Annotated in this window: 22 protein-coding genes and 1 tRNA gene; 10 read left to right on the plus strand and 13 right to left on the minus strand. The window is 64.5% G+C overall.

Annotation, left to right across the window (positions count from 1 at the left end; genetic code table 11):
* Window positions 1–76 precede the first annotated feature (76 nt).
* The 4 genes from ACTS1Z_RS05925 to ACTS1Z_RS05940 form a co-directional block, all read right to left on the minus strand.
* Entirely contained in the window at window positions 77–1,504 is a 1,428-nt protein-coding gene (locus ACTS1Z_RS05925; RefSeq protein ID WP_442623526.1) for an efflux transporter outer membrane subunit, read from the minus strand.
* A 134-nt stretch (window positions 1,505–1,638) separates the two neighbouring features.
* Entirely contained in the window at window positions 1,639–2,649 is a 1,011-nt protein-coding gene (locus tag ACTS1Z_RS05930; RefSeq protein WP_442623527.1) for an efflux RND transporter periplasmic adaptor subunit, read from the minus strand.
* 36 nt (window positions 2,650–2,685) lie between these two features.
* Complete coding sequence (locus tag ACTS1Z_RS05935; RefSeq protein WP_442623528.1) at window positions 2,686–3,390, minus strand: ABC transporter ATP-binding protein; 705 nt, start codon at window positions 3,388–3,390, stop codon at window positions 2,686–2,688.
* A complete protein-coding gene (locus tag ACTS1Z_RS05940; protein ID WP_442623529.1) occupies window positions 3,387–4,523 on the minus strand; it encodes an ABC transporter permease in 1,137 nt (378 codons plus the stop codon). Before ACTS1Z_RS05940 ends, ACTS1Z_RS05935 begins: the two co-directional genes overlap by 4 nt.
* 157 nt (window positions 4,524–4,680) lie before the next feature.
* Here ACTS1Z_RS05940 and ACTS1Z_RS05945 point away from each other — a divergent pair, with 157 nt between their 5' ends.
* Complete coding sequence (locus ACTS1Z_RS05945) at window positions 4,681–5,328, plus strand: TetR/AcrR family transcriptional regulator (RefSeq protein ID WP_442623530.1); 648 nt, start codon at window positions 4,681–4,683, stop codon at window positions 5,326–5,328.
* Window positions 5,329–5,331: 3 nt separating this feature from the next.
* Here ACTS1Z_RS05945 and ACTS1Z_RS05950 read toward each other — a convergent pair whose 3' ends face one another.
* The 3 genes from ACTS1Z_RS05950 to ACTS1Z_RS05960 all read right to left on the minus strand — a co-directional run bounded on the left by ACTS1Z_RS05950 (window position 5,332) and on the right by ACTS1Z_RS05960 (window position 6,770).
* Window positions 5,332–6,222 (minus strand): alpha/beta fold hydrolase, encoded by an 891-nt coding sequence (locus tag ACTS1Z_RS05950; protein ID WP_442623531.1) that lies wholly within the window; start codon window positions 6,220–6,222, stop codon window positions 5,332–5,334.
* A gap of 64 nt (window positions 6,223–6,286) precedes the next feature.
* A complete protein-coding gene (locus ACTS1Z_RS05955; protein WP_442623532.1) occupies window positions 6,287–6,529 on the minus strand; it encodes a GIY-YIG nuclease family protein in 243 nt (80 codons plus the stop codon).
* A 155-nt stretch (window positions 6,530–6,684) separates the two neighbouring features.
* A tRNA-Tyr gene (locus ACTS1Z_RS05960) sits at window positions 6,685–6,770 on the minus strand.
* 112 nt (window positions 6,771–6,882) lie between these two features.
* On the opposite strand from ACTS1Z_RS05960, the gene ACTS1Z_RS05965 reads away from it, so the two are divergent.
* Both ACTS1Z_RS05965 and ACTS1Z_RS05970 read left to right on the plus strand, forming a co-directional pair.
* The gene (locus ACTS1Z_RS05965; RefSeq protein ID WP_442623533.1) at window positions 6,883–7,629 is read left to right on the plus strand and encodes a TrmH family RNA methyltransferase; all 747 of its coding nucleotides are present in this window, start codon (window positions 6,883–6,885) and stop codon (window positions 7,627–7,629) included.
* Window positions 7,626–8,321: a hypothetical protein gene (locus tag ACTS1Z_RS05970; protein WP_442623534.1), complete on the plus strand. Its 696-nt coding sequence runs from the start codon at window positions 7,626–7,628 to the stop codon at window positions 8,319–8,321. The genes ACTS1Z_RS05965 and ACTS1Z_RS05970 overlap by 4 nt, the downstream gene beginning before the upstream one ends.
* Before the next feature lie 22 nt (window positions 8,322–8,343).
* Here ACTS1Z_RS05970 and ACTS1Z_RS05975 read toward each other — a convergent pair whose 3' ends face one another.
* Window positions 8,344–8,661 carry a 2Fe-2S iron-sulfur cluster-binding protein gene (locus ACTS1Z_RS05975; protein ID WP_442623535.1) on the minus strand — a complete coding sequence of 106 codons (318 nt, stop codon included), beginning with the start codon at window positions 8,659–8,661 and terminating at the stop codon, window positions 8,344–8,346.
* A gap of 82 nt (window positions 8,662–8,743) precedes the next feature.
* On the opposite strand from ACTS1Z_RS05975, the gene ACTS1Z_RS05980 reads away from it, so the two are divergent.
* Complete coding sequence (locus ACTS1Z_RS05980; protein ID WP_442623536.1) at window positions 8,744–9,361, plus strand: DNA-3-methyladenine glycosylase family protein; 618 nt, start codon at window positions 8,744–8,746, stop codon at window positions 9,359–9,361.
* On the opposite strand, the gene ACTS1Z_RS05985 is transcribed toward ACTS1Z_RS05980, so the two are convergent.
* Complete coding sequence (locus ACTS1Z_RS05985; protein ID WP_442623537.1) at window positions 9,358–9,690, minus strand: PilZ domain-containing protein; 333 nt, start codon at window positions 9,688–9,690, stop codon at window positions 9,358–9,360. The two genes, ACTS1Z_RS05980 and ACTS1Z_RS05985, sit on opposite strands and share 4 nt — an antisense overlap.
* 221 nt (window positions 9,691–9,911) lie before the next feature.
* Between ACTS1Z_RS05985 and ACTS1Z_RS05990 the strand changes: the two genes are divergently transcribed.
* From ACTS1Z_RS05990 to ACTS1Z_RS06005, 4 genes are all read left to right on the plus strand, one after another.
* Window positions 9,912–10,823, plus strand: a complete 912-nt coding sequence (locus ACTS1Z_RS05990) for an alpha/beta fold hydrolase (protein WP_442623538.1) — start codon at window positions 9,912–9,914, stop codon at window positions 10,821–10,823.
* A gap of 38 nt (window positions 10,824–10,861) precedes the next feature.
* Window positions 10,862–11,695, plus strand: a complete 834-nt coding sequence (gene fghA, locus ACTS1Z_RS05995) for an S-formylglutathione hydrolase (RefSeq protein ID WP_442623539.1) — start codon at window positions 10,862–10,864, stop codon at window positions 11,693–11,695.
* A gap of 78 nt (window positions 11,696–11,773) precedes the next feature.
* Entirely contained in the window at window positions 11,774–12,838 is a 1,065-nt protein-coding gene (locus tag ACTS1Z_RS06000; RefSeq protein WP_442623540.1) for an AI-2E family transporter, read from the plus strand.
* Window positions 12,835–13,992 carry an aminotransferase gene (locus tag ACTS1Z_RS06005; protein ID WP_442623541.1) on the plus strand — a complete coding sequence of 386 codons (1,158 nt, stop codon included), beginning with the start codon at window positions 12,835–12,837 and terminating at the stop codon, window positions 13,990–13,992. The genes ACTS1Z_RS06000 and ACTS1Z_RS06005 overlap by 4 nt, the downstream gene beginning before the upstream one ends.
* Window positions 13,993–13,999: 7 nt before the next feature.
* On the opposite strand, the gene ACTS1Z_RS06010 is transcribed toward ACTS1Z_RS06005, so the two are convergent.
* Window positions 14,000–15,562 (minus strand): TIR domain-containing protein, encoded by a 1,563-nt coding sequence (locus ACTS1Z_RS06010; protein WP_442623542.1) that lies wholly within the window; start codon window positions 15,560–15,562, stop codon window positions 14,000–14,002.
* Window positions 15,563–15,840: 278 nt separating this feature from the next.
* Here ACTS1Z_RS06010 and ACTS1Z_RS06015 point away from each other — a divergent pair, with 278 nt between their 5' ends.
* Window positions 15,841–16,167 carry a hypothetical protein gene (locus ACTS1Z_RS06015; protein WP_442623543.1) on the plus strand — a complete coding sequence of 109 codons (327 nt, stop codon included), beginning with the start codon at window positions 15,841–15,843 and terminating at the stop codon, window positions 16,165–16,167.
* Between the two features lie 10 nt (window positions 16,168–16,177).
* Here the strand turns inward: ACTS1Z_RS06015 and ACTS1Z_RS06020 are convergent, their stop codons facing one another.
* Genes ACTS1Z_RS06020 through ACTS1Z_RS06030 form a run of 3 tightly spaced genes read right to left on the minus strand, consistent with a single transcriptional unit; the run spans window position 16,178 to window position 19,768 of the window.
* Window positions 16,178–17,455: a dihydrolipoamide acetyltransferase family protein gene (locus ACTS1Z_RS06020; protein ID WP_442623544.1), complete on the minus strand. Its 1,278-nt coding sequence runs from the start codon at window positions 17,453–17,455 to the stop codon at window positions 16,178–16,180.
* Window positions 17,448–18,461 carry an alpha-ketoacid dehydrogenase subunit beta gene (locus ACTS1Z_RS06025; RefSeq protein ID WP_442623547.1) on the minus strand — a complete coding sequence of 338 codons (1,014 nt, stop codon included), beginning with the start codon at window positions 18,459–18,461 and terminating at the stop codon, window positions 17,448–17,450. The genes ACTS1Z_RS06020 and ACTS1Z_RS06025 overlap by 8 nt, the downstream gene beginning before the upstream one ends.
* A 20-nt stretch (window positions 18,462–18,481) precedes the next feature.
* Entirely contained in the window at window positions 18,482–19,768 is a 1,287-nt protein-coding gene (locus ACTS1Z_RS06030; protein WP_442623545.1) for a 3-methyl-2-oxobutanoate dehydrogenase (2-methylpropanoyl-transferring) subunit alpha, read from the minus strand.
* Window positions 19,769–19,897: 129 nt separating this feature from the next.
* Here ACTS1Z_RS06030 and ACTS1Z_RS06035 point away from each other — a divergent pair, with 129 nt between their 5' ends.
* On the plus strand, window positions 19,898–20,650 hold the full coding sequence (locus tag ACTS1Z_RS06035; protein ID WP_442623546.1) for an META domain-containing protein: 753 nt from the start codon (window positions 19,898–19,900) through the stop codon (window positions 20,648–20,650).
* The last annotated feature ends 179 nt before the right edge of the window (window positions 20,651–20,829 follow it).

Consider the following 20,829-nt stretch of genomic DNA (forward strand, 5'->3'; position numbering starts at 1 on the left):
CGAACCCGCATCACAAGCTTGGAAGGCTAGTGCTCTACCATTGAGCTATACCCGCATCGCCAAGCGCGACGCGGGGTTAGTCGCTTGGCGCGCCGGATGCAATATCCGCGGCGCCGACATCGGGCAGCGCATCGACGTCGCCGATCGCGCGGAACAGGGCGACGCGCTGGAGGGCGCGGTCTGCGCGGGCCAGTATCTCTGTGCTGCGAGTGGCGTTGGCGGCGCGCTGGGCATCGATCACGGTCAGGAAATCGGCGAGGCCGCGGCGATAGCGGATAGAGGCGAGCCCGACATTGTCATTGTCGAAGACCAGCTGGCGTTCGAGCGCTTCGGCCCGGCCATCCGCTGCCGCGATGGTGCCCAGCGACTGCTCGACATCGCCCAGCGCGACGAAAACCGCGCGGCGATAATCGGCAAAGGCTTCGGCGGCTTCCGCCTCGCGCTGGTCGATCTGCGCGGCGGTGCGCCCGAAATCGAGCAAAGGGCCGGAGACCGACGCGCCGAGCGAAGCGATCACGGCGTCGTCGGTGAAGAGGTCTCCGAACGCCAGCGCGATCAGGCCGATGACGCCGCTGATCGAGAAGCTCGGAAACTGGGCGGCGGCGGCCGCGGCGATTTCCGCATCGGCGGCGGCAAGGCGGTTTTCGGCGGCGACGACATCGGGCCGCTGGCGCAGCAAGATCGACGGTACGGCGAGTTCTGGCAGGGCTGCGGTCACGGCCAGTGCATCCTGCCCCTCCGGCACGGTATCGAGCGTCTGCGCGATGGCATCGACGGGCTGGGCGGTCAGCGTGGCGAGCGTAGCCAGCGCCGTGACGCGGTCGGCCTGCACGGGCCCGCGCCGGGCGAGTGCATCGGCTTCGAGCGATTGCGCACGGACGAGATCGAATCCCGGTACGATACCCGCGCGCGAGCGGACTCCGGTGAGGCTTACAAGATCGCGCGCTTCGGCAAGGTCCTGTTCGATCACGGCGAGCCGCTCCTCGGCCGCGCGATAAGCGATGACGGCGCGGGCGATATCGGTAGCGAGCGCGATCCGCACGGCGGCCGCATCGGCGCGCGCGGCATCGACGCGGGCCAATGCGGCGCGCTCGGATGCGCGCAGCCGGCCGAATATGTCCAGATCCCAGCCGGCGTTGATCGACGCGCTGTAGATCGTCTGGTCGGTGTCGAACGGGATATCCGCCGGCAGTCCGCCGAACGCGGCGACGCTCGTGCGTTCGCGGGTGACCGAACCGCTCGCCGTGACGTTGGGCAGGCGCTCGGCCCCTGCCTCGCGCGCGCCGGCCCGGGCGGCATCGATCCGGGCGAGCGCCGCCTGCAGGTCGGGTGCGCTGATGAGCGCGCGTTCGAGCAAGACACCGTATGCGGGATCGGCGAAGGGCAGCAGCGCGGCCGCATCGAGATTCGCGTCGACCTCGCTCGCGACTATCGCAAACCGGTCCGGAACATCGACCTCAGACGGGGCGCGCGCACCCTGATAGGTGGCGCAGGCAGTGAGCACGAACGCGAGCGATCCCGATAAAAGGACCGCTCGGGCTGAGCCTGTCGAAGCCCTGCCCTTTTCTTTCGCCGTGGAAAAGAAAGAACGACCCTTCGACAAGCTCAGGGTGAGCGGATGTCTTATTGGCTCGGAGGTCATTCTTGAGTTCCTTCGCCTTCGGCCGCATCATCCTCGTTATCGCCCTGCGCGGGTACGAAGGCGTCGACCTGTTGCCCCACGAACATCGAATGGCCTTGCGCGGGCAGCGCGTAGAGCAGTTCGAGCACCCGGACGTCGACCAGCTCGGTCGCGGCATTGGTCAACGAGGTTTTCGGCACAACGAGCGGCTCTGTCCGCACATAGCGGGCCTCGACCTGCCGCGCCGCATCGCCGCGCGCGGAAACGATGGCCGGTGCGCCGATATCCAGCCGCTCGATCTCATTCTCGTCGATGCTGACGCGCACATAGAGCGGTTCGGTGACACCCATCACGATCAGCGGCTCGCTGCTGCCGCCCATGCCCGGCCCCGCATTGGCGAACTCACCGGTGCGGATATTGAGCTGTAGTACGGTCGCGGTCCGCGGCGCGCGCACGGTATGGCGTTCGAGTTGCGTGCGGGCGCTGGCGAGCGCGGCCTGCGCCTCGCGATACTGTGCCTGCGCCACGGAGAGCTGCGCGCGGGCCGTATCGCGCGCGCCGCGCCGCTCGATCACTTCCTGATCCGAAATAGCGCGCTGGTCTTCGACGGCCGCGTACAGAGCGAGCTGCTCATTGGCGACGCGCAGCGAGGTCTGGGCAGACGCGACGCTCTGGCGCAGGCTCGCGACGCGCGCGGCGGCCTCGTTAACGCGCGCGCGGATGTCGCGCGTATCGACGCGGAACAGCGGCTGGCCCTGCGTCACCAGGTCGCCGGGCGCAACATAGACCTGATCGACCACGCCAGAGATATGCGCGCCGACCTCGATCTCTTCGCTCGACGGCTCGACGACGCCGGTGCCGGCGACCGTGCCGCTCACGTCCTGCGCATCGGGCGAGCGCGGCGGCTCGATCATCGGGTCGGTCATCGTGCGATCGGGCAGGTTCGCGAAGATGAAGATCGCGGCGATCACGATCCCGGCAATCGCGAGAATCGGCAGTATCTGGCGGGAAAAGCTTAAGTTTTTCATGGGAGACGCTTTCCAGTGTAGCAATGGCCAGTAGGGCTAATGGGCATCGGGCAGCTCCGTGCCGTCATGGGTGATCCGGCCGTCCTCGATCTCGATGATCCGGTCGGCGAGGTCGAAGACGCGATTGTCATGGGTGACGATGATGACCGCGCGGTCAGGCGCGAGCGCGACCTCCCGCAACAGATCCATGACCCGGCGACCGGACCCGGCGTCGAGCGCCGCAGTCGGCTCGTCGCAGACGACGATGCGCGGTTCGTGGATAAGGGCGCGGGCGATGGCCACACGCTGCTGCTGACCGCCCGAAAGCTGGCGCGGCAGCTTCTCGCACTGATCGGCGATGTTGAGCGCATCGAGGATCGCCTTCCCCCGCTCGACGCCCTCCTCGCGGGCCATGCCGTTGGCGTAGAGCGGAACGGCTGCATTCTCGGCGGCGGTCAGCGCCGGCAGCAGATTATATTGCTGGAAAATAAAGCCGATATTGTCGAGCCGGAAATTGACCAGCTCGGTATCGGTAAGATCGTAGATGTCCGTGCCGAAGATATTCACCCGGCCCTCGGTCGGAAACAGGATGCCGGCGATGATCGAGATCAGCGTCGTCTTGCCCGATCCGGATTCACCGATGAGGTAGGTGAGCTCGCCGGTGTTGATCTCCAGGTCGATCCCGTGAAGCACGCGGATCGACTCCTCCTTGGTGATCGGGAACTCCTTGACGATATTCTCGACAGTGATGCCGATACTCATCGGAATACCTCCGCGGGCTCCGTCTTCAGCACGCTGCGCAAGGCGAGGAAGCCGGTGAGCATGATCATCACGAGCGTCACGACAGCGGTCAGCAGCGGTATCTGCCAAGGCATGTAGAAGCCCTTGAACGTGTCGACGCCGCTGTTGAGCACGAAAAACATCTCGGCGACGAATATCCCGATCCCATAGCCGACAAGGCCCACGAACCCGGCCTGGATCGCGACCATGCTGCGGATATTGGCATTGGTGACGCCGATCGCCTTCAATGCGCCGAATTGCTTGATATTGTCGCGAATGAACAGGGTGAAGGTCAGCCCGACGATCGCAACGCCGACGATGAAACCGAGCACGACCGTGATCCCGAAATTGACCGGAATCCCGGTATTTTCGATGATGAACCAGAGCCCGTCATTCGCGAAATCCTCGGCCGTGCGCGCCTTGAGCCCGGTCTCGGCCTCGATCTCCGCAACCAGCTCGTCCGGCGTATGGTCGGCATCGGAGCGGACCAGGACGAAGGACATCCGGTTGCGCGTGCCCGGCGCATAGCGGAGCGCGTTCGAATAGCGCGTGTACAGGATCACCTGTGAGGTGAAGGTGGGCACCGCGTCGGCGATGCCGCGGATCACGGCGCGCTGGTCGTTCAGCTCCAGCCGCGTGCCGACGACCTGTTCGTCGGGACCGAACAGCTTGCGCGACCCGGTATCGTCGATGAACACGGAATCGGGTTCGGCCAGCGCCCGGCGGTCGCCCTCGGCCATGCGGCGCGGCAGGCCGATCAAAGTGGAATCATCGACGCCGACGATATTGACGCCCTCCAGATCGCCAGACGGCGTCCGCACCACGGCGCTCGATCGCAGCATCGGCGAGGCATAGGCGACGCCGTCCACGCCGCGCACGCGCTCGAGCGCAGTCGACGGCATCGGCGCGAACACATCGACCGTACGGCTTGACGGATCCATCACCCAGACATCGGCTGTAGAAACTTCCTGCACCGCCACGGCGCCACGCATGATGAGATTGACGAAGATCGTCAGCTGCTGGCTGATCAGCAGCGTCGAGAAGGCGACGCCGAAGAGCAGCCCGATGAGCTTGACCCGGTCTCCGGTCAGCATTCGCAATGCGATCCAGCCCATGCGCGTCCCTTGCTGTTTTTCGGTTCGGAGCGGCTGCGAATCGCTCGCAACGCATTGGGACCTATGACGTCCTTATTTGTGAACGTCAACGTTTAGTATTATAGTGCAACTGGATTGGGCGTGACGATGGGTCATGTCCTGTGCAAGGCTGAAGCGAATGACCGACGAGAAGACCGAAATTGCAACACCGGTGCGCGCGGGGCGGCCGACGGACGAGCGCAAGACCGAGGCGATCCTCGACGCCGCGCGCGAAGCCTTTTTCGGCGCGGGCTATGCCGCCGCCTCGATCGAGGGAATCGCCGAAGAAGCCGGTGTTTCCAAAGTAACGATCTACAAGCGTTTCGGCGACAAGACAGGACTGCTCGAAGCGCTGGTCCGGCGTCAGGCGAATCACATGACGACGACGATCGGCGAGGCCAATCGCGCCGCGGAGACGCTCGACGAGAAGCTCGTCAATTTCGGATTCACGCTGATGAGCTTCCTGTTCGACGAGAGCCATTTCCATTTCGATTCCATGCTGGTCGTCGAGCGAGAGCGTCAGCGCGATGCCGCGCAGCGATTCTTCGAGGCCGGACCCGGTACGATGCGCCGCGAGCTGACGGCGATCCTCGCTGAAGCGCACAAGCGCGGCGATGTCGATATCACGCAACCTCGGAAAGCGGCCGAGGACCTGCTGTCGCTATGGAAGGGCTTTGCCGATATGGAGCTGCGTTTCGGCGTCGCCGAGACCCCGACCCCGGCGAAGATCAAGAAACATGTCCGGCATGGGGTCGACGTGTTCCTGCGCGCCTATCGCGCCGACTGAGCCTTAGCGCGCGAGCGAATGCTCGGCGATCATGTCGGCGAGCGCCCCATGCTTTGCCTCGGGCAGGTCGTGCCCCATCTCCTCGACCAGCGCGAAACGCGCCCCCTCGATATGGTCGGCGACGTCCTTGCCGCAGGGATGCAGGATCAGCGGATCGGTTTCGCCGTGGATAACGAGCGTCGGCGCCTGCACGCGCTGCGCCCAGGGGCGCAGATTTCCGGTATCGATGATCGCGGCGAGCTGGCGCGACGGGCCTTCGGGATACAGGCTGCGCGCGACATTCTTGCGGATCAGTTCCTCGATCTCCATCTGCCGCTCCTCCCCGCCGGGCGAGCCGATGGCGGAGAAGAAGCGCATGCCGGCCGCGACCGCCTCTTCTTCCGTTTCGGGCCGGTTGCGCGCCGCCTGCAACAGCGTCTTGCGGATTTCCTTATCCGGGCCCGGCAGGCCGGGCGCGTTGGTCGAGGTCATCACCGGCATCAGCGAGAGAACGCGGTCCGGATATTCCGCGCCCACGATCTGCGCGATCATGCCGCCCATCGAGACGCCCAGGACATGCGCGCGCTCGATCCCGAGCGCATCGAGCACGCCCATCCCGTCGGCCGCCATGTCTGCGAGCGTATAGGGCGCCATCCGCCGGTTCTTCAGGACCCGTTTGACGAGCATCTGCCAGAGCGGATGCGGCGCTTTGACGCCGTGAAATTTGTGCGACAGGCCGACATCGCGATTGTCGTAACGGATGACGCGAAAACCGCGCCCGACAAGTTCATCGACAAAGGCGTCCGGCCAGAGCGACAATTGACCGGAAAAGCCCATGATCAGCAGCAGGGCCGGATCGTCCGGATTGCCATGATCCTCGACCTCGATCTCGATCCCGTTCGCCTGCACCTTCATTCGCGATCTCCTTTACGCGGACGTAAGGTGGGCGATTGGGAGGTGGAGGTCAAATTGGAGCACCTTAGCGCAAGCGCTTGTTCGCGAACGCCCGGCCCGATCCACTTTTCAGATAGCGTTCGAAAGCGGCGGCGGTTTCGGTGTCCTCGAAGTAGTGGAAGGACATGATCCTCCAAGGCTTGTATTTGGCGGTATGCGGGGATTGGCCAGCATTATGAGCCGTCAGACGCTTGTGCACGTCTTTGCAGAGTCCCGTATAGTATTGGTCGGGGTGCGCGACGCTTTGAAGGACATAGACGTAGTGCACAGTTTCACCCGTTCTAATATCAGAGCTGGTTCGTGTGTCAGTCGGCTGCCTAGCCGCAGCGGCCCGCCTTCGCCAAGGCTTCGGCGCGCAGCCTTCTTCCCGACGTTCGCTAATCGACTGGCTCGCCAGCCGAAGCTCCCGTAGGGAGCGAAGGCTGGTGGACGGGGCTGGATTCGAACCAGCGTACGCTTGCGCGGGCAGATTTACAGTCTGCTGCCTTTAACCACTCGGCCACCCGTCCATCGGGGTCGCGGCGCAGATCGGCGACGGAGCACCGAAATCGCGGGCGAAGGGCGGCTCAATGGCGAAACACCGCTTGCCTGTCAACGCTGCGTGTTGGAAAGCTCTCGGCCATGGCCAAACGACGCAAGGCGAAACAGCGCGATAGCCGCGCACCGCGCTTCTGGGGGAGGCACGCGGTGACGGCCGCGCTCGACAATCCGCAGCGCACGATCCGCAAATTATGGGCGACGCATGAGGGCGTTTCCGGCCTCGATCTGCCGTCCGACCTGACCGTCGAGATGGCCGGCGCCGCCGATCTCGGCCGCCTCGTGCCGCACGATGCGCCGCATCAGGGGCTGGTGATCGAGGTCGAGCCGCTGCCCGATATCGCGATCGAGGACCTGCTCGCCGATGCCGGGGATGGCCGCCCACTCGTCATTCTCGACCAGGTCACCGATCCGCACAATGCCGGGGCGATCATGCGTTCCGCCCTCGCCTTCAACGCGCTGGGTTTGGTCACGCAAGACCGGCATGCGCCCCCCGAATCCGGCGCGCTCGCCAAGGCGGCGTCGGGCGCGCTCGAAATCCTGCCCTGGTGCCGGGTCGTGAATCTCGCCCGCGCGCTCGATCAGATCGCGGACGCCGGTTTCTGGCGGATCGGCCTTGCCGGCGAAGCGGATATGGAGCTGGCCGACGCACTGGGCGGCAAGCGCATCGCGCTCGTCCTCGGCGCGGAAGGCGCCGGCATGCGGCCCAACGTCGCCGGCCATTGCGACGCGCTGGCGCGGCTGCCGATCAGCGACCGGATCGAAAGCCTGAACGTATCGAATGCCGCCGCCATCGCGCTCTATGCGCATCACCAAGGGGTAAAATCATGATTGCGATCCGAACAATGCTGGCGCCGCTGTGCGCGCTGCTGCTCACCGGCTGCCTGCTCATACCCGGAGAGTTCGAGGCCGAGATGCGGATCGCTGCGGACGGCGCGTTCGATTTTGCGTATCGGGGCCAGATCCTGATCGGCGACGATAGCAGCGACCGCGGCGCGGTCGAAACGACAGACAATCCGCAGCCCGGCTCTTTCGACACGCAATTCGAGGAAGCGATCGCCGCGTTCACCGGCGGCCTCAATCCGAATGACGAAGCGACGATCATCGCCTTCGCCGAAGAGCTGGAAGCCCGGCGCGGCTGGAACAGCGTCGAATATCGCGGCGACGGGCTGTTCGATGTCGACTATGCGAGTTCGGGACGGCTCGATCAGGATTTCCTGTTCCCGGTCATGCCCGATTTCATCCTCAACTTTCCGATGCTTGCCGCGGTGCCGCGGGACGACGGAACGGTGCGCATCGTGATTTCTGCGCTCATGCCCGAACCCAATGACGACGATCAGACCGGGCCCGCGCAGCCGGAAACCATCGGCAACGGGACGTTCACGCTCGTCACCGCGGCGCCGATCGTCAGCACGAACGGCACAGTCAGCGATGGCGACGTTCCGGGAGAGAGGATTATCCGCTGGTCGTCCGACGATCCGCCGGACGAGCGGCCCGAAGCGATTATCCGCCTCGCGCCTTAGCTTGGCGCCACAGTATCGCGCCCTAATCTTCCTGGGCGATTGTGACCTTCAGGCCGTCCAGCTCATCCTCGAACGGAATCTGGCACGAGAGGCGCGAATTCTCGTCGCGATGATCGGAACTGTCGAGCAGATCATTCTCGTCCTCGTCCATTTCAGGGAGTTTGGACGCAAATTCCGGATCGACATGCACATGGCAGGTCGCGCAGGAACAGCAGCCGCCGCAAAGCGCGAGGAGTTCGTCAAAGCCATTGTCCCGGATCACTTCCATCACGGTAAGGCCGCTATCCGCATCGACGGTGGTTTCCTCGCCGGCGCGATTGACGACAATGAGCTTGGGCATGGACGGTTCCTTCATTGCGGATTCGAAAAATGCTGCGGCGCGGCTATGTGATGGCGGGCATATGAAATCAAGGGTGAGCTGAATGGGCATAGGCGCGGCGGAGCTGCGGATATCGCTGGACGCGCTGGCGAAAATCGAACCGGCGTTCGAAACGCGGCTGGCGGAGATCGGCTACCCGCCGCCCCGGGTTCGCGATCGCGGCTATCCGACGCTGCTGCGCACAATCCTCGGCCAGCAGGTCAGCGTCGCATCGGCCGATGCCGTGTGGCGCAAGCTGGATGAGACCATCGGCGATGCGGCCGACCCGGCCAAACTGCTCGCAGCGGAGGAAGAGACGCTGCGCGGCACCGGGCTCAGCCGCCAGAAGAACGGTTATGCGCGCAGCCTCGCCGAGCTGGTCGTGTCCGGAACGCTGGACCTGGCGGCACTGCCCGCGGACGACGAAGCGGCGATTGCGCAACTGGTCGCCGTGAAGGGCATCGGACGCTGGTCGGCGGAAGTCTATCTGCTGTTTGCCGAGGGCCGGCCCGATATCTGGCCGGCCGGCGATCTCGCCGTGCAGATCGAAACCGGGAAGTTATTGGGCTGGACCGAACGGCCGGGCGAAGACGAAGTGCGCGCGGCCGCGGAGGCGTGGCGTCCCCATCGCGGTGCCGCGGCGATCTTCGCCTGGCATTCCTACAATATAGAAGTGATCTAGGCGGCGCGGTGGCGGCGCAGAAAATCGTCGAGCACGGCCGGATGAAACGGTTCGGCGAACTCGCAGCCCGCTTCGAAACCGCGCGACCATGCGATCTTCGCCTGTTTCGGCTGCAGCCCGGGTAGCCGGACCCACACCTCGGTTCCCTCGCCAAGGCTCATTGCCGTGTCGACCTTGCAGCCCGTCTGCGAGAGGTCCGTAACGTCGGCCTTGGCCGCGTCATAACCGGTCTTGCGGAAGCCCGCGCGCATCTCGACCGGTTCGCGAGGCGCGACACGGCGCTCGTCGAAATCAGGATTTTTTACCAGCAGTTGTGCGCGAATGCCCATTGAAAGTCCTTGATGATCACCCCTTCCTTATCGCGGCGGAAGTTGAAGATCGGATTGACGGAAATGGTTAAACAGACAGCGAAAGCGCGTGGGTGCCCGCGCGAATCCGCGATTTACCGGATGCCGGGAATCCCGGCGATCCGTTAACGAATTACTGCGGCACGATCCGGCCCTCCTTTCCCGCCAGTTGACGTAAGCGTAAAGTCATGCTCGTTAGCGCCATGACCGATCAAACCGCGCCCGCCGCCATTCTGTCCGCTTATGGAGGCGAGAAACCGCCCGCGCCCGACTGGTTTCTCGATGCGCTCGCCCGCACGCCCGAACGGCACAGCATAGAAAGCGGCGGATCGACGATCGAATATTTCACCTGGGGACAGGAAGGGCTGCCCGGCCTGTTCCTGCTTCATGGGGGCGGTGCGCATGCACTGTGGTGGGCGCATATCGCGCCCTTCTTCGCCAACGATTATCGGGTAGCCGCCATGTCCATGGCCGGCATGGGCGGATCGGACTGGCGCGAGGAATATGCGATTGCGCAGCACGCGATCGACATGCGCAACGTTGCCGAGGCGGCCGGGCTGTTCGCGCAGGGCAAGCCGGTGGTGGCCGGGCACAGCTTTGGCGGCGCGCCGACGGCGACGGCCGCGTCGGACCCGGACGCTTGGGTCGGCCATGCCATCGTCATCGATTCCTCGCTGCAGATGCGTCACTCGCCCGGCAATCAGGAACGGCAGCAGCGCGAGCGGCGCTATTTCGGCAGCGTCGCGGAAGGTCTCACCCGCTTCCGCTTCCTGCCGCCGCAAAGTTGCGAGAACCATTATATCGCCGACATGATCGCGCGCGAGGCGATCGTCGAAGTCGAACCGGGCCGCTTCAGCTGGTGCCATGATCCGAACGGGTTCGGCAACACCAAGCGGCTCGACAGCGCCGAACGCGCGCGCGGCGCCAATTGCCCGATGGCCATGATCTATGGCGACCGGTCGGCGATCATGGACGATGAGGCGCTCGAACATCTCGAAAAGACGATGCCCGAGGGCACCCCCTTCGTCGCGATCCCCGATAGCGGCCATCATATCATGGTCGATCAGCCGCTGGCCTTGGTGGCGGCAATGCGCGCGCTGCTGGCCCGCCGATAACGCTTCGCGCATCCTGCCATGGATGATAGGGCATCATCATGGAAACGATATCGGAGAACCGCGCCTTTGGCGGCACGCAGGGCGTTTATGCGCATCGCAGCGCGGAGACGGGCACGAATATGCGGTTTTCCGTCTTCGTTCCCGATCACGAGCCGGAGGCGACGCTGCCGATACTCTGGTACCTTTCCGGCCTCACCTGCACCCATGCCAATGTGACCGAAAAGGGCGAGTTCCGCCGCGCATGCGCGGAGCGCGGAATCGCCTTTATCGCGCCGGACACCTCGCCGCGCGGCGAAGATGTTCCGGATGACGAGTCTTACGATTTCGGTCAGGGCGCGGGCTTCTATGTCGACGCGACCGAGGAGCCCTGGGCGGCCAATTTCCGCATGCGCAGCTACATCGAGACAGATCTGCCGTCGCTCGTCGCGGCGGAATTCCCGATGCTCGACATGGCTCGTCAGGCGATCACCGGCCATTCGATGGGCGGCCATGGTGCGCTGACGATCGCCCTGCGCAACCCGGACAGTTTTCGCAGCGTATCGGCCTTCGCGCCGATCGTATCGCCGCTCGAATGCCCCTGGGGCGAAAAGGCGCTGACCGGCTATCTCGGCCCGGACCGCACGGCATGGCGCGCCTATGACGCCTGCGCACTGATCGCGGACGGCGCGCGCGTCCCCGAAATCCTCGTCGATCAGGGCGAAGCGGATCAGTTCCTCGAGGACCAGCTCAAACCCGAACTGCTCGAACAGGCCTGCGCCGACACGGGCATCGCGCTGACGCTGAACCGGCGGCCCGGCTACGACCACAGCTATTATTTCATCTCGACCTTCATGGCCGACCATATCGCCTGGCATGCCGACCGGCTGCGTTGAGGCCGGCCACGCAGCGCGCCATCTTGCCCAACACAGCAATGACGCCGATAAGGGCGCCCGAGAGGCCAAGGGGGCGGAATGGACGACCGGACATCGCATGACAATTTCGTAAAGCGCGCCTTCGTCGTCCTCGCGATCGTCGCGCTGGCGGCGGCCGTCTACATGCTCGGCCGGCTGCTCCTCCTGATCTTCGCGGCGATCGTCGTCGCCGTGATCCTGCGCGCGATCGCCCGCATTTTCATCCGCTTCGGCCTGCCGCAAGGAGTATCCGTGACCTTCGCGGTCATCACGCTGTTCGCGATATTGGGATCGGTTTCCTGGGTGTTCGGCGATTTGCTGGTGACCCAATTTGCCACGCTCATCGCGCGCATACCCGAAGCGATCGAGGCGACGCAGGCCGCGTTCGATAATTGGGGGCTCGACTATGACGTCCGCGAGGCGGCACGCGATATCACATCCCAGCTATCGGGCCTGACTACGCGGGCGGGCAGCTTCGCGATTATGTCTGCGGGCGGTGCGCTCACCAATATCATCCTCGTGCTGGCCGGTGCCGTCTTCTTCGCGGCGCAGCCGGACCTGTACCGGCAGGGCCTCGTCCGGATCGTGCCCAAGCAACGCGAAAAACTAGCCGAAGAAACGCTCGAAGATCTCGGCCGGGCGCTCGGCCTCTGGCTACGCGCGCAGATACTGTCCTCGATCATTGTCGCGATCATGGTCTATATCGCGTTGTCCGCCATCGGCGTGCCATCGGCGGCGGCGCTCGCGGTGATCGCGGGCCTGCTCGACTTCATTCCCTTTATCGGCCCGGTCGTCGCGGGGATTCCGGCCGTGCTCGTCGCGTTCAGTGTCAGCCCGACGACCGCGCTGTGGACACTCGGCGTCTATGTCCTGATCCAGCAGATACAGGGCAATGTCCTCCAGCCGATCATACAGAAACGCTCGGTCGACCTGCTGCCGGCGGTGCTGCTGTTCGCTGTCGTCGCGGCGGGCATCCTGTTCGGTCTGCTCGGCGTCCTGCTGGCCGCGCCGCTGACCGTAGTCGGCTTCGTGCTCGTCCAGCGGCTGTACATCGAGCAGGTGCTGCAGAAAGTGCCCAAACGCCCGGCCCCGCCCAAATCGCCCCCGCCCGAAAAGGCCGAATGAACCCGGTCTTCGCAAAGCTGCCGACGACGATTTTCGAGGAGATGTCGGCGCGCGCCCGGGCGAACGGCGCGATCAATCTCGGCCAGGGCTTTCCCGACGCGGCCGGCCCCGAGGACGTCCGCCAGGCGGCTGCGGAGGCGGCGCTGAACGGCTGGAACCAATATCCACCGATGCGCGGCCTGCCCGAGCTGCGCGCGGCCATCGCCGATCATTATTCTTCGCATCAGGGACTGTCGCCCGATCCCGAAACGGAGATCGTCGTTACATCGGGAGCGACCGAGGCATTGGCGGCATCGATACTGGGGCTCGTCAGCCCGGACGACGAGGCGATCATCGTCCAGCCGGCCTATGACGCCTATGCGCCGCTGGTCCGGCAGGCAGGCGGCGTGCCACGCTTCGTATCGACGCGCCCACCGGACTGGAAAGTCCGCACCGAAGACCTCGAAGCGGCAGTCGGCGACAGGACGCGATTCCTCATCCTCAACAGCCCGCACAATCCGACAGCAACGATGCTGGATGAAGCCGATCTCGGCCTGCTCGCCGATTTCTGCGTGTCGCACGACCTGATCACCATCTGCGACGAAGTCTGGGAGCATCTCGTCTTCGACGGAGCGGCCCACCGCTCGCTAATGGCGATGCCGGGGATGGCCGAGCGCACGGTGAAGATCGGCTCGGCGGGCAAGATTTTCTCGCTGACCGGCTGGAAGGTCGGCTGGGCCATTGCGGCGGAACCGCTGGCCGCGGTCATCGCCAAGGCACATCAGTTCCTGACCTTTACGACACCGCCAAATCTCCAGAGCGCGGTCGCTTACGGCCTGGGCAAGGACAGCTCCTATTTCACCGGCATGCGCGCCGGATATCAGGCGTCGCGCGACCGGCTGTCCGCAGCGCTGACGGACAGCGGTTATGCGGTGCTGCCGAGCGCGGCGACCTATTTCCTGCTCGTCGATCTCGCGGCCTCGGGCATCGAGCTGGACGACCGGGCATGCGCAATCCGATTGGTCGAAGAGTTCGGCGTCGCCAGTATCCCGGTGTCGGCACTGTACGAAACCGACGCCGTGACGACCGCCCTGCGCCTGTGTTTCGCGAAAGGCGATGCGACGCTGGACGAGGCCGCGGATCGATTGGCCGAGGCGCGCAAAGCCTTGACTTGAAGCGCTACTAGCGCGGCGCGCGCCAGCGATGGCTGCCCGAATAGAGGCCGGTGGTCGGGTTACCCGCACCGTCTCGCGCCGGGCGGAACCGTGCCCGGCTCATCACCATGTTGCAAGCCCGCGCATCGAGCTGGAAATGCCCGCTCGAACCGGTCGTGAAACAGGCGGTCGGCACGCCGTTCGCGCCGACCCGCACCTGAAAACGCGATGTCCCCTCCTCGCCATTGCGCAGGATGTTGGACGGATAGTCGCTCGCGCGGACCCAGCTCCCCGGATTGCCGATCGGCTGGGGCGGCGTGGTGCGCGACTGGCGCGGTGGATCGGGCGTCGGCGCCGGACGCGTTTGCGGTTCTGGCGTACGCGGCGTTTCGCGCGTCGGCTGGCTAGGCCGTTCGGTGGCAGGCGCCGGCGTCGAGGCGGCGGTATCGGGTTGGCCGGCCGGAGTGCTGTCCGGCGCATCGGCGGCCGGTTCTGCGCTATCCTCCGGCGCGGCTGCGTCTTCCGGCGCGCTGTCCTCGGGCGGTGCATAGACGCTCAGTTCCGCTTCGCGCGCGTCGTACACCGTCGCCACGCAGGCTTCGGTCCGGCATTCGTCGCGCCGCGCCTGATAGGCGGCATAACCCTGCTGCAAAGCGATCCGCTCGTCGCCCTCGACCTGATCCAGTGCGGCCGCATAGCGTTCGGCAAGATCGGTCTCTCGCGCGCGCAGCGCTTCGCTGCCGCAGATGATGGCATGGCTGGGCAGCGTGGTATCCGCGCAGTCGACGGTCGGTGACAGGACGCCGCTCTCGGCGTCCTCGGGCGCATCGCCGCCTGGCCAGAAGACGATCAGTAGAATAACGGCAAGCAGCGCGACGAGACCGAGCGCGCCGTATAGCATGAAGCGATTATTGGACGATCCGTCGTCACCGTCGGCGGCACCGGCATCGGCCTGGCCCGTCGCCACGGGCGCAATCGTACGCGGCGTTTCCTCGTCGGCTCGCGCCTCGACCGGCGGTTCGGGCGCCTCGCTCTCGGGTTCTTCCGGTGGCGGCTCGGGCGGCGGTGGTGGCGCGGGCGGTTTTACCTCGGGCGCATCGGCGTCTTCGCTATCCTCGGGCAGGACCGGCGGCGACGCAGATTCCGGCGGCAATGGTTCGGGCGGAACATTGATTTCGACCAGCCGCTTGATCGTGTCGATCATCCGCTGGATCGTGTCGTCGCGCCGGTCGAACCAGTCGATCCACTGATAATCGTTGAGCCAGTAGGCAAGCCCGTCGGCGTCGATATTTTCGAGCCGGACCGGGAAGATCAGCTTGTCGCCATTTTCGGCCATCATCAGCTCGCGCTTCACATGGCGCGACTGGTCCGAGCGCGCGCAGAAGAGCAGGATGATGAGATCGGACGTGCGGACCTGTTCGATGATCGCCTGGTCGAACGGCCGGCCCGGATCGATATCGTCGGGCGCCATCCACCCGTCGACGCCGTTATTGGCCAGCACCTGCTTGAGCTGTCGCGCAGTTTCCACCTGGGAACTGTGATGACTGATAAAGGCGACTGGCCGCCTCGTACGGCCGCTATCGGCGTTCATCCATGCCCCCAACCCATGCTCTCCGGCGTCGGCCACCGGACCATACCGGCCGCCTTCCCCGTCGACGCCGGCCTCAGGCCGGTCGCAATCACCCTAAGCAAGTGCTGCGGAGACGGCAACGGACGGTTGATTGAAAGATAGTGCGCCATTCCTCGGCACATATGCGCCAATAACTGTACCTAATCGGGACGATCTGAGGCCCGGAAGCCCACACTCTGGTAAAAAATGTGCTACTATTTATGCTTCGGGCGCTAAAACAGTCTCACGGGGGGACAGCAATGACTATCGAATATGTCGACCCATCGGTTTCGAAGGTGACGGAGATGCCGCAAAAAGCACCGCCGACTTCGAAGCTTCTGGTCGGCCTGGACGAGAAGCTCGTTCGTCTGTCCAACGACCTGAACGAGAATCTGCAGCGCATGGCGCAACTGAACCAGCGGCTCTTCGGGGGTGAGACCCCGGATAGCGATGCAGCGAACGCGCACGGACAGACGCAGAACAAGAATGGCGGCCTGCTGAGCTCGCTCGACAGCCGGGTCGCGGAACTCGACCGGCTGGTCGACAAAATCTCGAAGGAAATGGATTCCTTCGACCAGCTGGCCTGATCCGCCGCCTCTAGTCCGCGAAAATCAGCACCGGTGTTTCGAGCAACCGCTTGAGCGCCTGGACGTAGCTCGCCGCGTCATAGCCGTCGACGACGCGATGGTCGCAGGAGATGGAGAGGTTCATCTGCTTGCGGATCGCAAGCTCGCCATCGACGATCGCCGGGCGCTCGACGATCTTGTTGGGCCCGATGATCGCGACCTGGGGCCGGTTGATGACGGGCGTGGTCGCAATGCCGCCAAGCGGACCGAGCGATGTCAGCGTCAGCGTGCCGCCGGTCAGCTCTTCCTGCGTGGCTTTGCCGGTGCGCGCGGCGTCAGACAGGCGCGCGATTTCCATCGCGAGCTGCCAGACATTCTTGTCCTGCGCATTCTTGATCACCGGGACGATCAGCCCCGTATCGGTCTGCGTCGCCATGCCGAGATGTACGGCGCCGTGGCGCGTCACCCGCCCCGCCTCGTCGTCATAGGTCGCGTTGATCATGGGGAATTCGGGCAGCGTCTTGCAGATCGCCGCGATGATCAGCGGCAGCACGGTCAGCTTGGGCCGATCGCCGCGCGTCGCGTTGAGATCGGCGCGGGCGGCTTCGAGTTCGGTGACGTCGATTTCTTCGACATAGGTGAAGTGCGGGATGTGGCGCTTGGATGCGGCCATATTCTCGGCGATCTTGCGCCGGAGGCCGATGACCTTGAGTTCCTCGTCGTCGCGCTTTTTCGAAGCGCCCGGCGTCAGATAGGTCGCGCCGTAGGTCAGATACTGGTCGAGATCGCTATGGCGGATACGATCGCCCGTCTGCGGTTTGACTTGGGAAAGATCGACGCCGAGATCGGCCGCACGCTTGCGCACCGCGGGCGATGCGAGGACGCGGGTCTTGGCCTCTTCGGTTGAAGGTTTGGGCTCCGCCTCCGCTGCCGGTTCGGGTTCGACTGCTGTTTCTTCTTCCGGCTCCTCCGGCTCGGGCTCAGCTTCGTCCGCATCTTCGGGTTCATCGTCAACCTGGGCTTTCACCTTGTCGGCGATGGCAGCTTCTTCCTCCTCGTCCGGCAGTTCGTCGGTCTCGATCACGGCGAGTACCGAGCCGATGGCGAGCATGTCGCCCTCTTCGCCGTTCAGTTCGACGATCGTGCCCGAAACCGGTGATTCCATTTCCACCGTCGCCTTGTCCGTCATCATGTCGGCGATGCCCTGATCTTCCTCGACTTCGTCGCCGACTTTCACATGCCAAGCGACGATTTCGGCCTCGGCGATGCCCTCGCCGATATCGGGCAGTTTGAAGCTGAACTTAGCCACTGACATTCTCCATGACGCGTTCGATGGCGAGGCGGGTGCGGACCGGCCCCGGGAAATAGGCCCATTCGAGGCTGTGCGGATAGGGCGTGTCGTACCCCGTCACCCGCTCGATCGGTGCCTCGAGATGATAGAAGCAGCGCTCCTGCACGAGCGCAGAGAGTTCCGCGCCGAAGCCAGACGTGCGCGTCGCCTCGTGCATGATCACGCAGCGGCCGGTCTTCTTGATCGATTCCTCGATGGCCTCGATGTCGAGCGGCAACAGCGTGCGCAGATCGATCACCTCGGCATCGACGCCGAGATCCTCGACCGACCGCATCGCGACATGGACCATCGTGCCATAGGTAAGGATCGTGAGGTCATTGCCGTCGCGCAGCACATTGGCCTTGCCGAGCGGAATGGTGAAATAGCCTTCCGGCACTTCGCTCGCGGGATGCTTCGACCAGGGCCGCACCGGATCGTCATAATGGCCGTCGAACGGGCCGTTATAGATGCGCTTGGGCTCGAAGAAGATCACCGGATCGGGATCCTCGATCGCCGCGATCAGCAAGCCCTTGGCGTCGTAGGGCGTAGACGGAATCACGGTCTTCACGCCGCAGATGTGGGTGAAGATGCTTTCGGGGCTCTGGCTGTGTGTCTGGCCGCCGAAAATGCCGCCGCCCGAAGGCGTGCGCACCACCATCGGCGCGGTGAACTCGCCGGCCGATCGATAACGCAGCCGCGCGGCTTCCGAGACGATCTGGTCGAGGCCGGGATAGATATAGTCGGCAAACTGGATCTCGGCGATCGGCTTGAGCCCGTAAGTCGCCATGCCGACAGCAACGCCGATGATGCCGCATTCATTGATCGGCGTATCGAAGGCGCGGGTTTTGCCGTACTTCTTCTGCAGGCCGGCGGTCGCGCGGAAGACGCCGCCATAATAGCCGACATCCTCGCCGAACACGCAGACGCTATTGTCGCGTTCCATGGCGACATCCATGGCGCTGTTGATCGCCTGGATCATGTTCATCTGTTTGGTCGCGCCCTCGGTCATCGGGTCTTCGCCACGTTGTTCGCCGCCGCATTCTCGTCGAGCATGTCCTGCATCTGTTCCTTCAGATGCCAGGGCATTTCCTCGTAAACCCCTTCGAACATGGTTTCGAGCGGCTGATGGAGGCCATGGCCGAGAATGCCGTTCTTTTCCGCCTGTTTAGCCGCAGTCTTAACTTGCTCGGCGACTTCCTGGTCCATCTCGGCCTGCTGCTCTTCGGACCATTCGCCGATTGCGATCAGATGGTTCTTGAGCCGCGCGATCGGGTCGCCGAGCGGCCATTCGGCGGCTTCGTCGGCCGAGCGATATTGCGAGGGATCGTCCGATGTCGAATGGCCTTCGGCGCGATAGGTGAAATGTTCGATCAGCGTGGGGCCGTTATTGGTGCGCGCGCGTTCGGCCGCCCATTGCGTCGCCGCATAGACGGCCAAGGCGTCGTTGCCGTCAACGCGCAGGCCGGCGATGCCGTAGCCGACCGCGCGCGCGGCGAAGGTCGTCTGCTCGCCGCCGGCGAAGCCCGAAAAGCTCGAGATCGCCCATTGGTTGTTGACGACGTTCATGATGACCGGCGCCTTGTAGACGGCCGCGAAGGTGCAGGCGGAATGGAAATCGCCCTCGGCGCTCGACCCCTCGCCCGTCCAGGTCGCCGCGATCCGCGTATCGCCCTTCGCCGCGCTCGCCATGGCCCAGCCCACGGCCTGCGGATATTGCGTCGCGAGATTGCCAGAGATCGAGAAGAATGCGCCCTGTTTCGTCGAATACATGATCGGGAGCTGGCGCCCCATCAACCGGTCTTTCTTGTTCGAATAGACCTGGTTCATCATGTCGACGAGCGACCAGTCGCGCGCGATCAGGATGCCCTGCTGCCGATAGCTGGGGAAGCACATATCGTCGCGGTCGAGCGCGAAAGTCGCGGCGATCGCCACTGCCTCCTCGCCCGTGCATTTCATGTAGAAGCTGGTCTTGCCCTGGCGCTGGGCGCGGAACATGCGCTGGTCGTAGGCGCGGGTCAGCGCCATCGCGCGCAGCATCTTGCGCAACGTATCCGGATCGAGCTTGGGGTCCCATGGCCCGACCGCCTTGCCTTCGTCGTCGAGCACGCGAACGAGGCCATAAGCGAGATCGGGCATCTCTTCGTGTTGGGCCGCCATATCCGGGCGGCGCGTTTCGCCCGCGGCGGGCACCACGATATCGGAAAAATCGGCATCGTCGCCGGGCCGGAACTTGGGCTCGGGCACGTAAAGTTCGAGGGGCGGCAGATTGCGCCGGTCTGAGTCGCTCGCCATCAGATATCCTGTCCAACCGATTCGGTGTGCGGCCGCTTATAATATAATTACACGGCAATTTGATAGCTCTGTCGCGCGGTGGCATCTGCGATGGCGAACCGGGCGCACGAAATATGGGGATATGATTCGATGAAGACACTGTTTTCCGCGTGCGCAACCGCCGCTGCGCTGGCGCTTCTTCCCGCCGGCCCGGCGCTCGCCGATGATCACGACGACGCCACCGAAGCCGCACCCGATCCCTGGACCGGCTATCGCGGCATGGGCACCGAGCCCTTCTGGTCGGTGACGATCGGCGAAGAGCGTCTGATATTCGAACATGCGGGCGTGTTCACCGCCGAAGCGGACCGGCCGGACGAGACCTTTTCGCCGGAGGGCGCGGTCTTCATCAGCCAGTCGGAAAATGAGGGCGATCGCGATTTCATCGTCCTCGTCCAGAACGAATTGTGCAGCGACGGTATGTCCGACCGGCCCTATCCGCAATCGGTGCGCGTCTTTGTCGATGGGCTGTATTTCCACGGCTGCGGCGGCGATCCGCAAGACGTGCTCAGCGGTGCGGACTGGCATGTCACCGAGCTGATGGGCGAGGCCGTCCCTGACGATGCCGGGATCAATTTCCGCTTCGACGGCGAAGGCGGGATGTTCGGCACGGGCGGCTGCAACCGGTTCCGCGCCGATTATGTGATGGACGATGCACTGTCGATCGGCCCGGTCGCCTCGACCCGGCGCGCCTGCATCAATCCCGTGGCCAGCGAACGCGAGAATCAGTTCTTCACGGCGCTCGGCAGCGTGATCACGCTGAACGTGGAGAGTTTCGGCTCGCTGACGCTCTATTCCGAAGACGGCCCCGTGCTGAAGGCCGAACGCCGCGGTGAGGGCGGCTAGGCTCCGCCTCTAGAGATCACCGAAATGCTTGAGCGCGGCGCGCGCTATGGGCTCGCCCCATTCCTGCACGAAATGGCCGCCACCCTCGATCATCATCGGTTCGGGGCAGCCGGCGATGTTCTCGCGCAGCCGGTTCATGACGTCCGGCCCCAGAACGGGATCGGCATCGCCGACCGCCA

The organism is Parasphingopyxis sp., from assembly GCF_052168295.1.
Lineage (GTDB): Bacteria > Pseudomonadota > Alphaproteobacteria > Sphingomonadales > Sphingomonadaceae > Parasphingopyxis.

What these genes read in the sequence shown, in the direction of transcription:
- ACTS1Z_RS06030 (WP_442623545.1), bottom strand. Translation starts at nt 19,768, where the DNA reads ATGGCGAGCGACTCAGACCGGCGCAATCTGCCGCCCCTCGAACTTTAC.
- ACTS1Z_RS05950 (WP_442623531.1), bottom strand. Translation starts at nt 6,222, where the DNA reads ATGAAGGTGCAGGCGAACGGGATCGAGATCGAGGTCGAGGATCATGGC.
- ACTS1Z_RS05990 (WP_442623538.1), top strand. Translation starts at nt 9,912, where the DNA reads ATGACCGATCAAACCGCGCCCGCCGCCATTCTGTCCGCTTATGGAGGC.
- ACTS1Z_RS06000 (WP_442623540.1), top strand. Translation starts at nt 11,774, where the DNA reads ATGGACGACCGGACATCGCATGACAATTTCGTAAAGCGCGCCTTCGTC.
- ACTS1Z_RS05940 (WP_442623529.1), bottom strand. Translation starts at nt 4,523, where the DNA reads ATGGGCTGGATCGCATTGCGAATGCTGACCGGAGACCGGGTCAAGCTC.
- ACTS1Z_RS05945 (WP_442623530.1), top strand. Translation starts at nt 4,681, where the DNA reads ATGACCGACGAGAAGACCGAAATTGCAACACCGGTGCGCGCGGGGCGG.
- ACTS1Z_RS05985 (WP_442623537.1), bottom strand. Translation starts at nt 9,690, where the DNA reads ATGGGCATTCGCGCACAACTGCTGGTAAAAAATCCTGATTTCGACGAG.
- ACTS1Z_RS05970 (WP_442623534.1), top strand. Translation starts at nt 7,626, where the DNA reads ATGATTGCGATCCGAACAATGCTGGCGCCGCTGTGCGCGCTGCTGCTC.
- ACTS1Z_RS05935 (WP_442623528.1), bottom strand. Translation starts at nt 3,390, where the DNA reads ATGAGTATCGGCATCACTGTCGAGAATATCGTCAAGGAGTTCCCGATC.
- ACTS1Z_RS06025 (WP_442623547.1), bottom strand. Translation starts at nt 18,461, where the DNA reads ATGAACATGATCCAGGCGATCAACAGCGCCATGGATGTCGCCATGGAA.
- ACTS1Z_RS05980 (WP_442623536.1), top strand. Translation starts at nt 8,744, where the DNA reads ATGGGCATAGGCGCGGCGGAGCTGCGGATATCGCTGGACGCGCTGGCG.
- ACTS1Z_RS06015 (WP_442623543.1), top strand. Translation starts at nt 15,841, where the DNA reads ATGACTATCGAATATGTCGACCCATCGGTTTCGAAGGTGACGGAGATG.
- fghA (WP_442623539.1), top strand. Translation starts at nt 10,862, where the DNA reads ATGGAAACGATATCGGAGAACCGCGCCTTTGGCGGCACGCAGGGCGTT.
- ACTS1Z_RS06005 (WP_442623541.1), top strand. Translation starts at nt 12,835, where the DNA reads ATGAACCCGGTCTTCGCAAAGCTGCCGACGACGATTTTCGAGGAGATG.
- ACTS1Z_RS05965 (WP_442623533.1), top strand. Translation starts at nt 6,883, where the DNA reads ATGGCCAAACGACGCAAGGCGAAACAGCGCGATAGCCGCGCACCGCGC.
- ACTS1Z_RS05930 (WP_442623527.1), bottom strand. Translation starts at nt 2,649, where the DNA reads ATGAAAAACTTAAGCTTTTCCCGCCAGATACTGCCGATTCTCGCGATT.
- ACTS1Z_RS05975 (WP_442623535.1), bottom strand. Translation starts at nt 8,661, where the DNA reads ATGCCCAAGCTCATTGTCGTCAATCGCGCCGGCGAGGAAACCACCGTC.
- ACTS1Z_RS06035 (WP_442623546.1), top strand. Translation starts at nt 19,898, where the DNA reads ATGAAGACACTGTTTTCCGCGTGCGCAACCGCCGCTGCGCTGGCGCTT.
- ACTS1Z_RS06010 (WP_442623542.1), bottom strand. Translation starts at nt 15,562, where the DNA reads ATGAACGCCGATAGCGGCCGTACGAGGCGGCCAGTCGCCTTTATCAGT.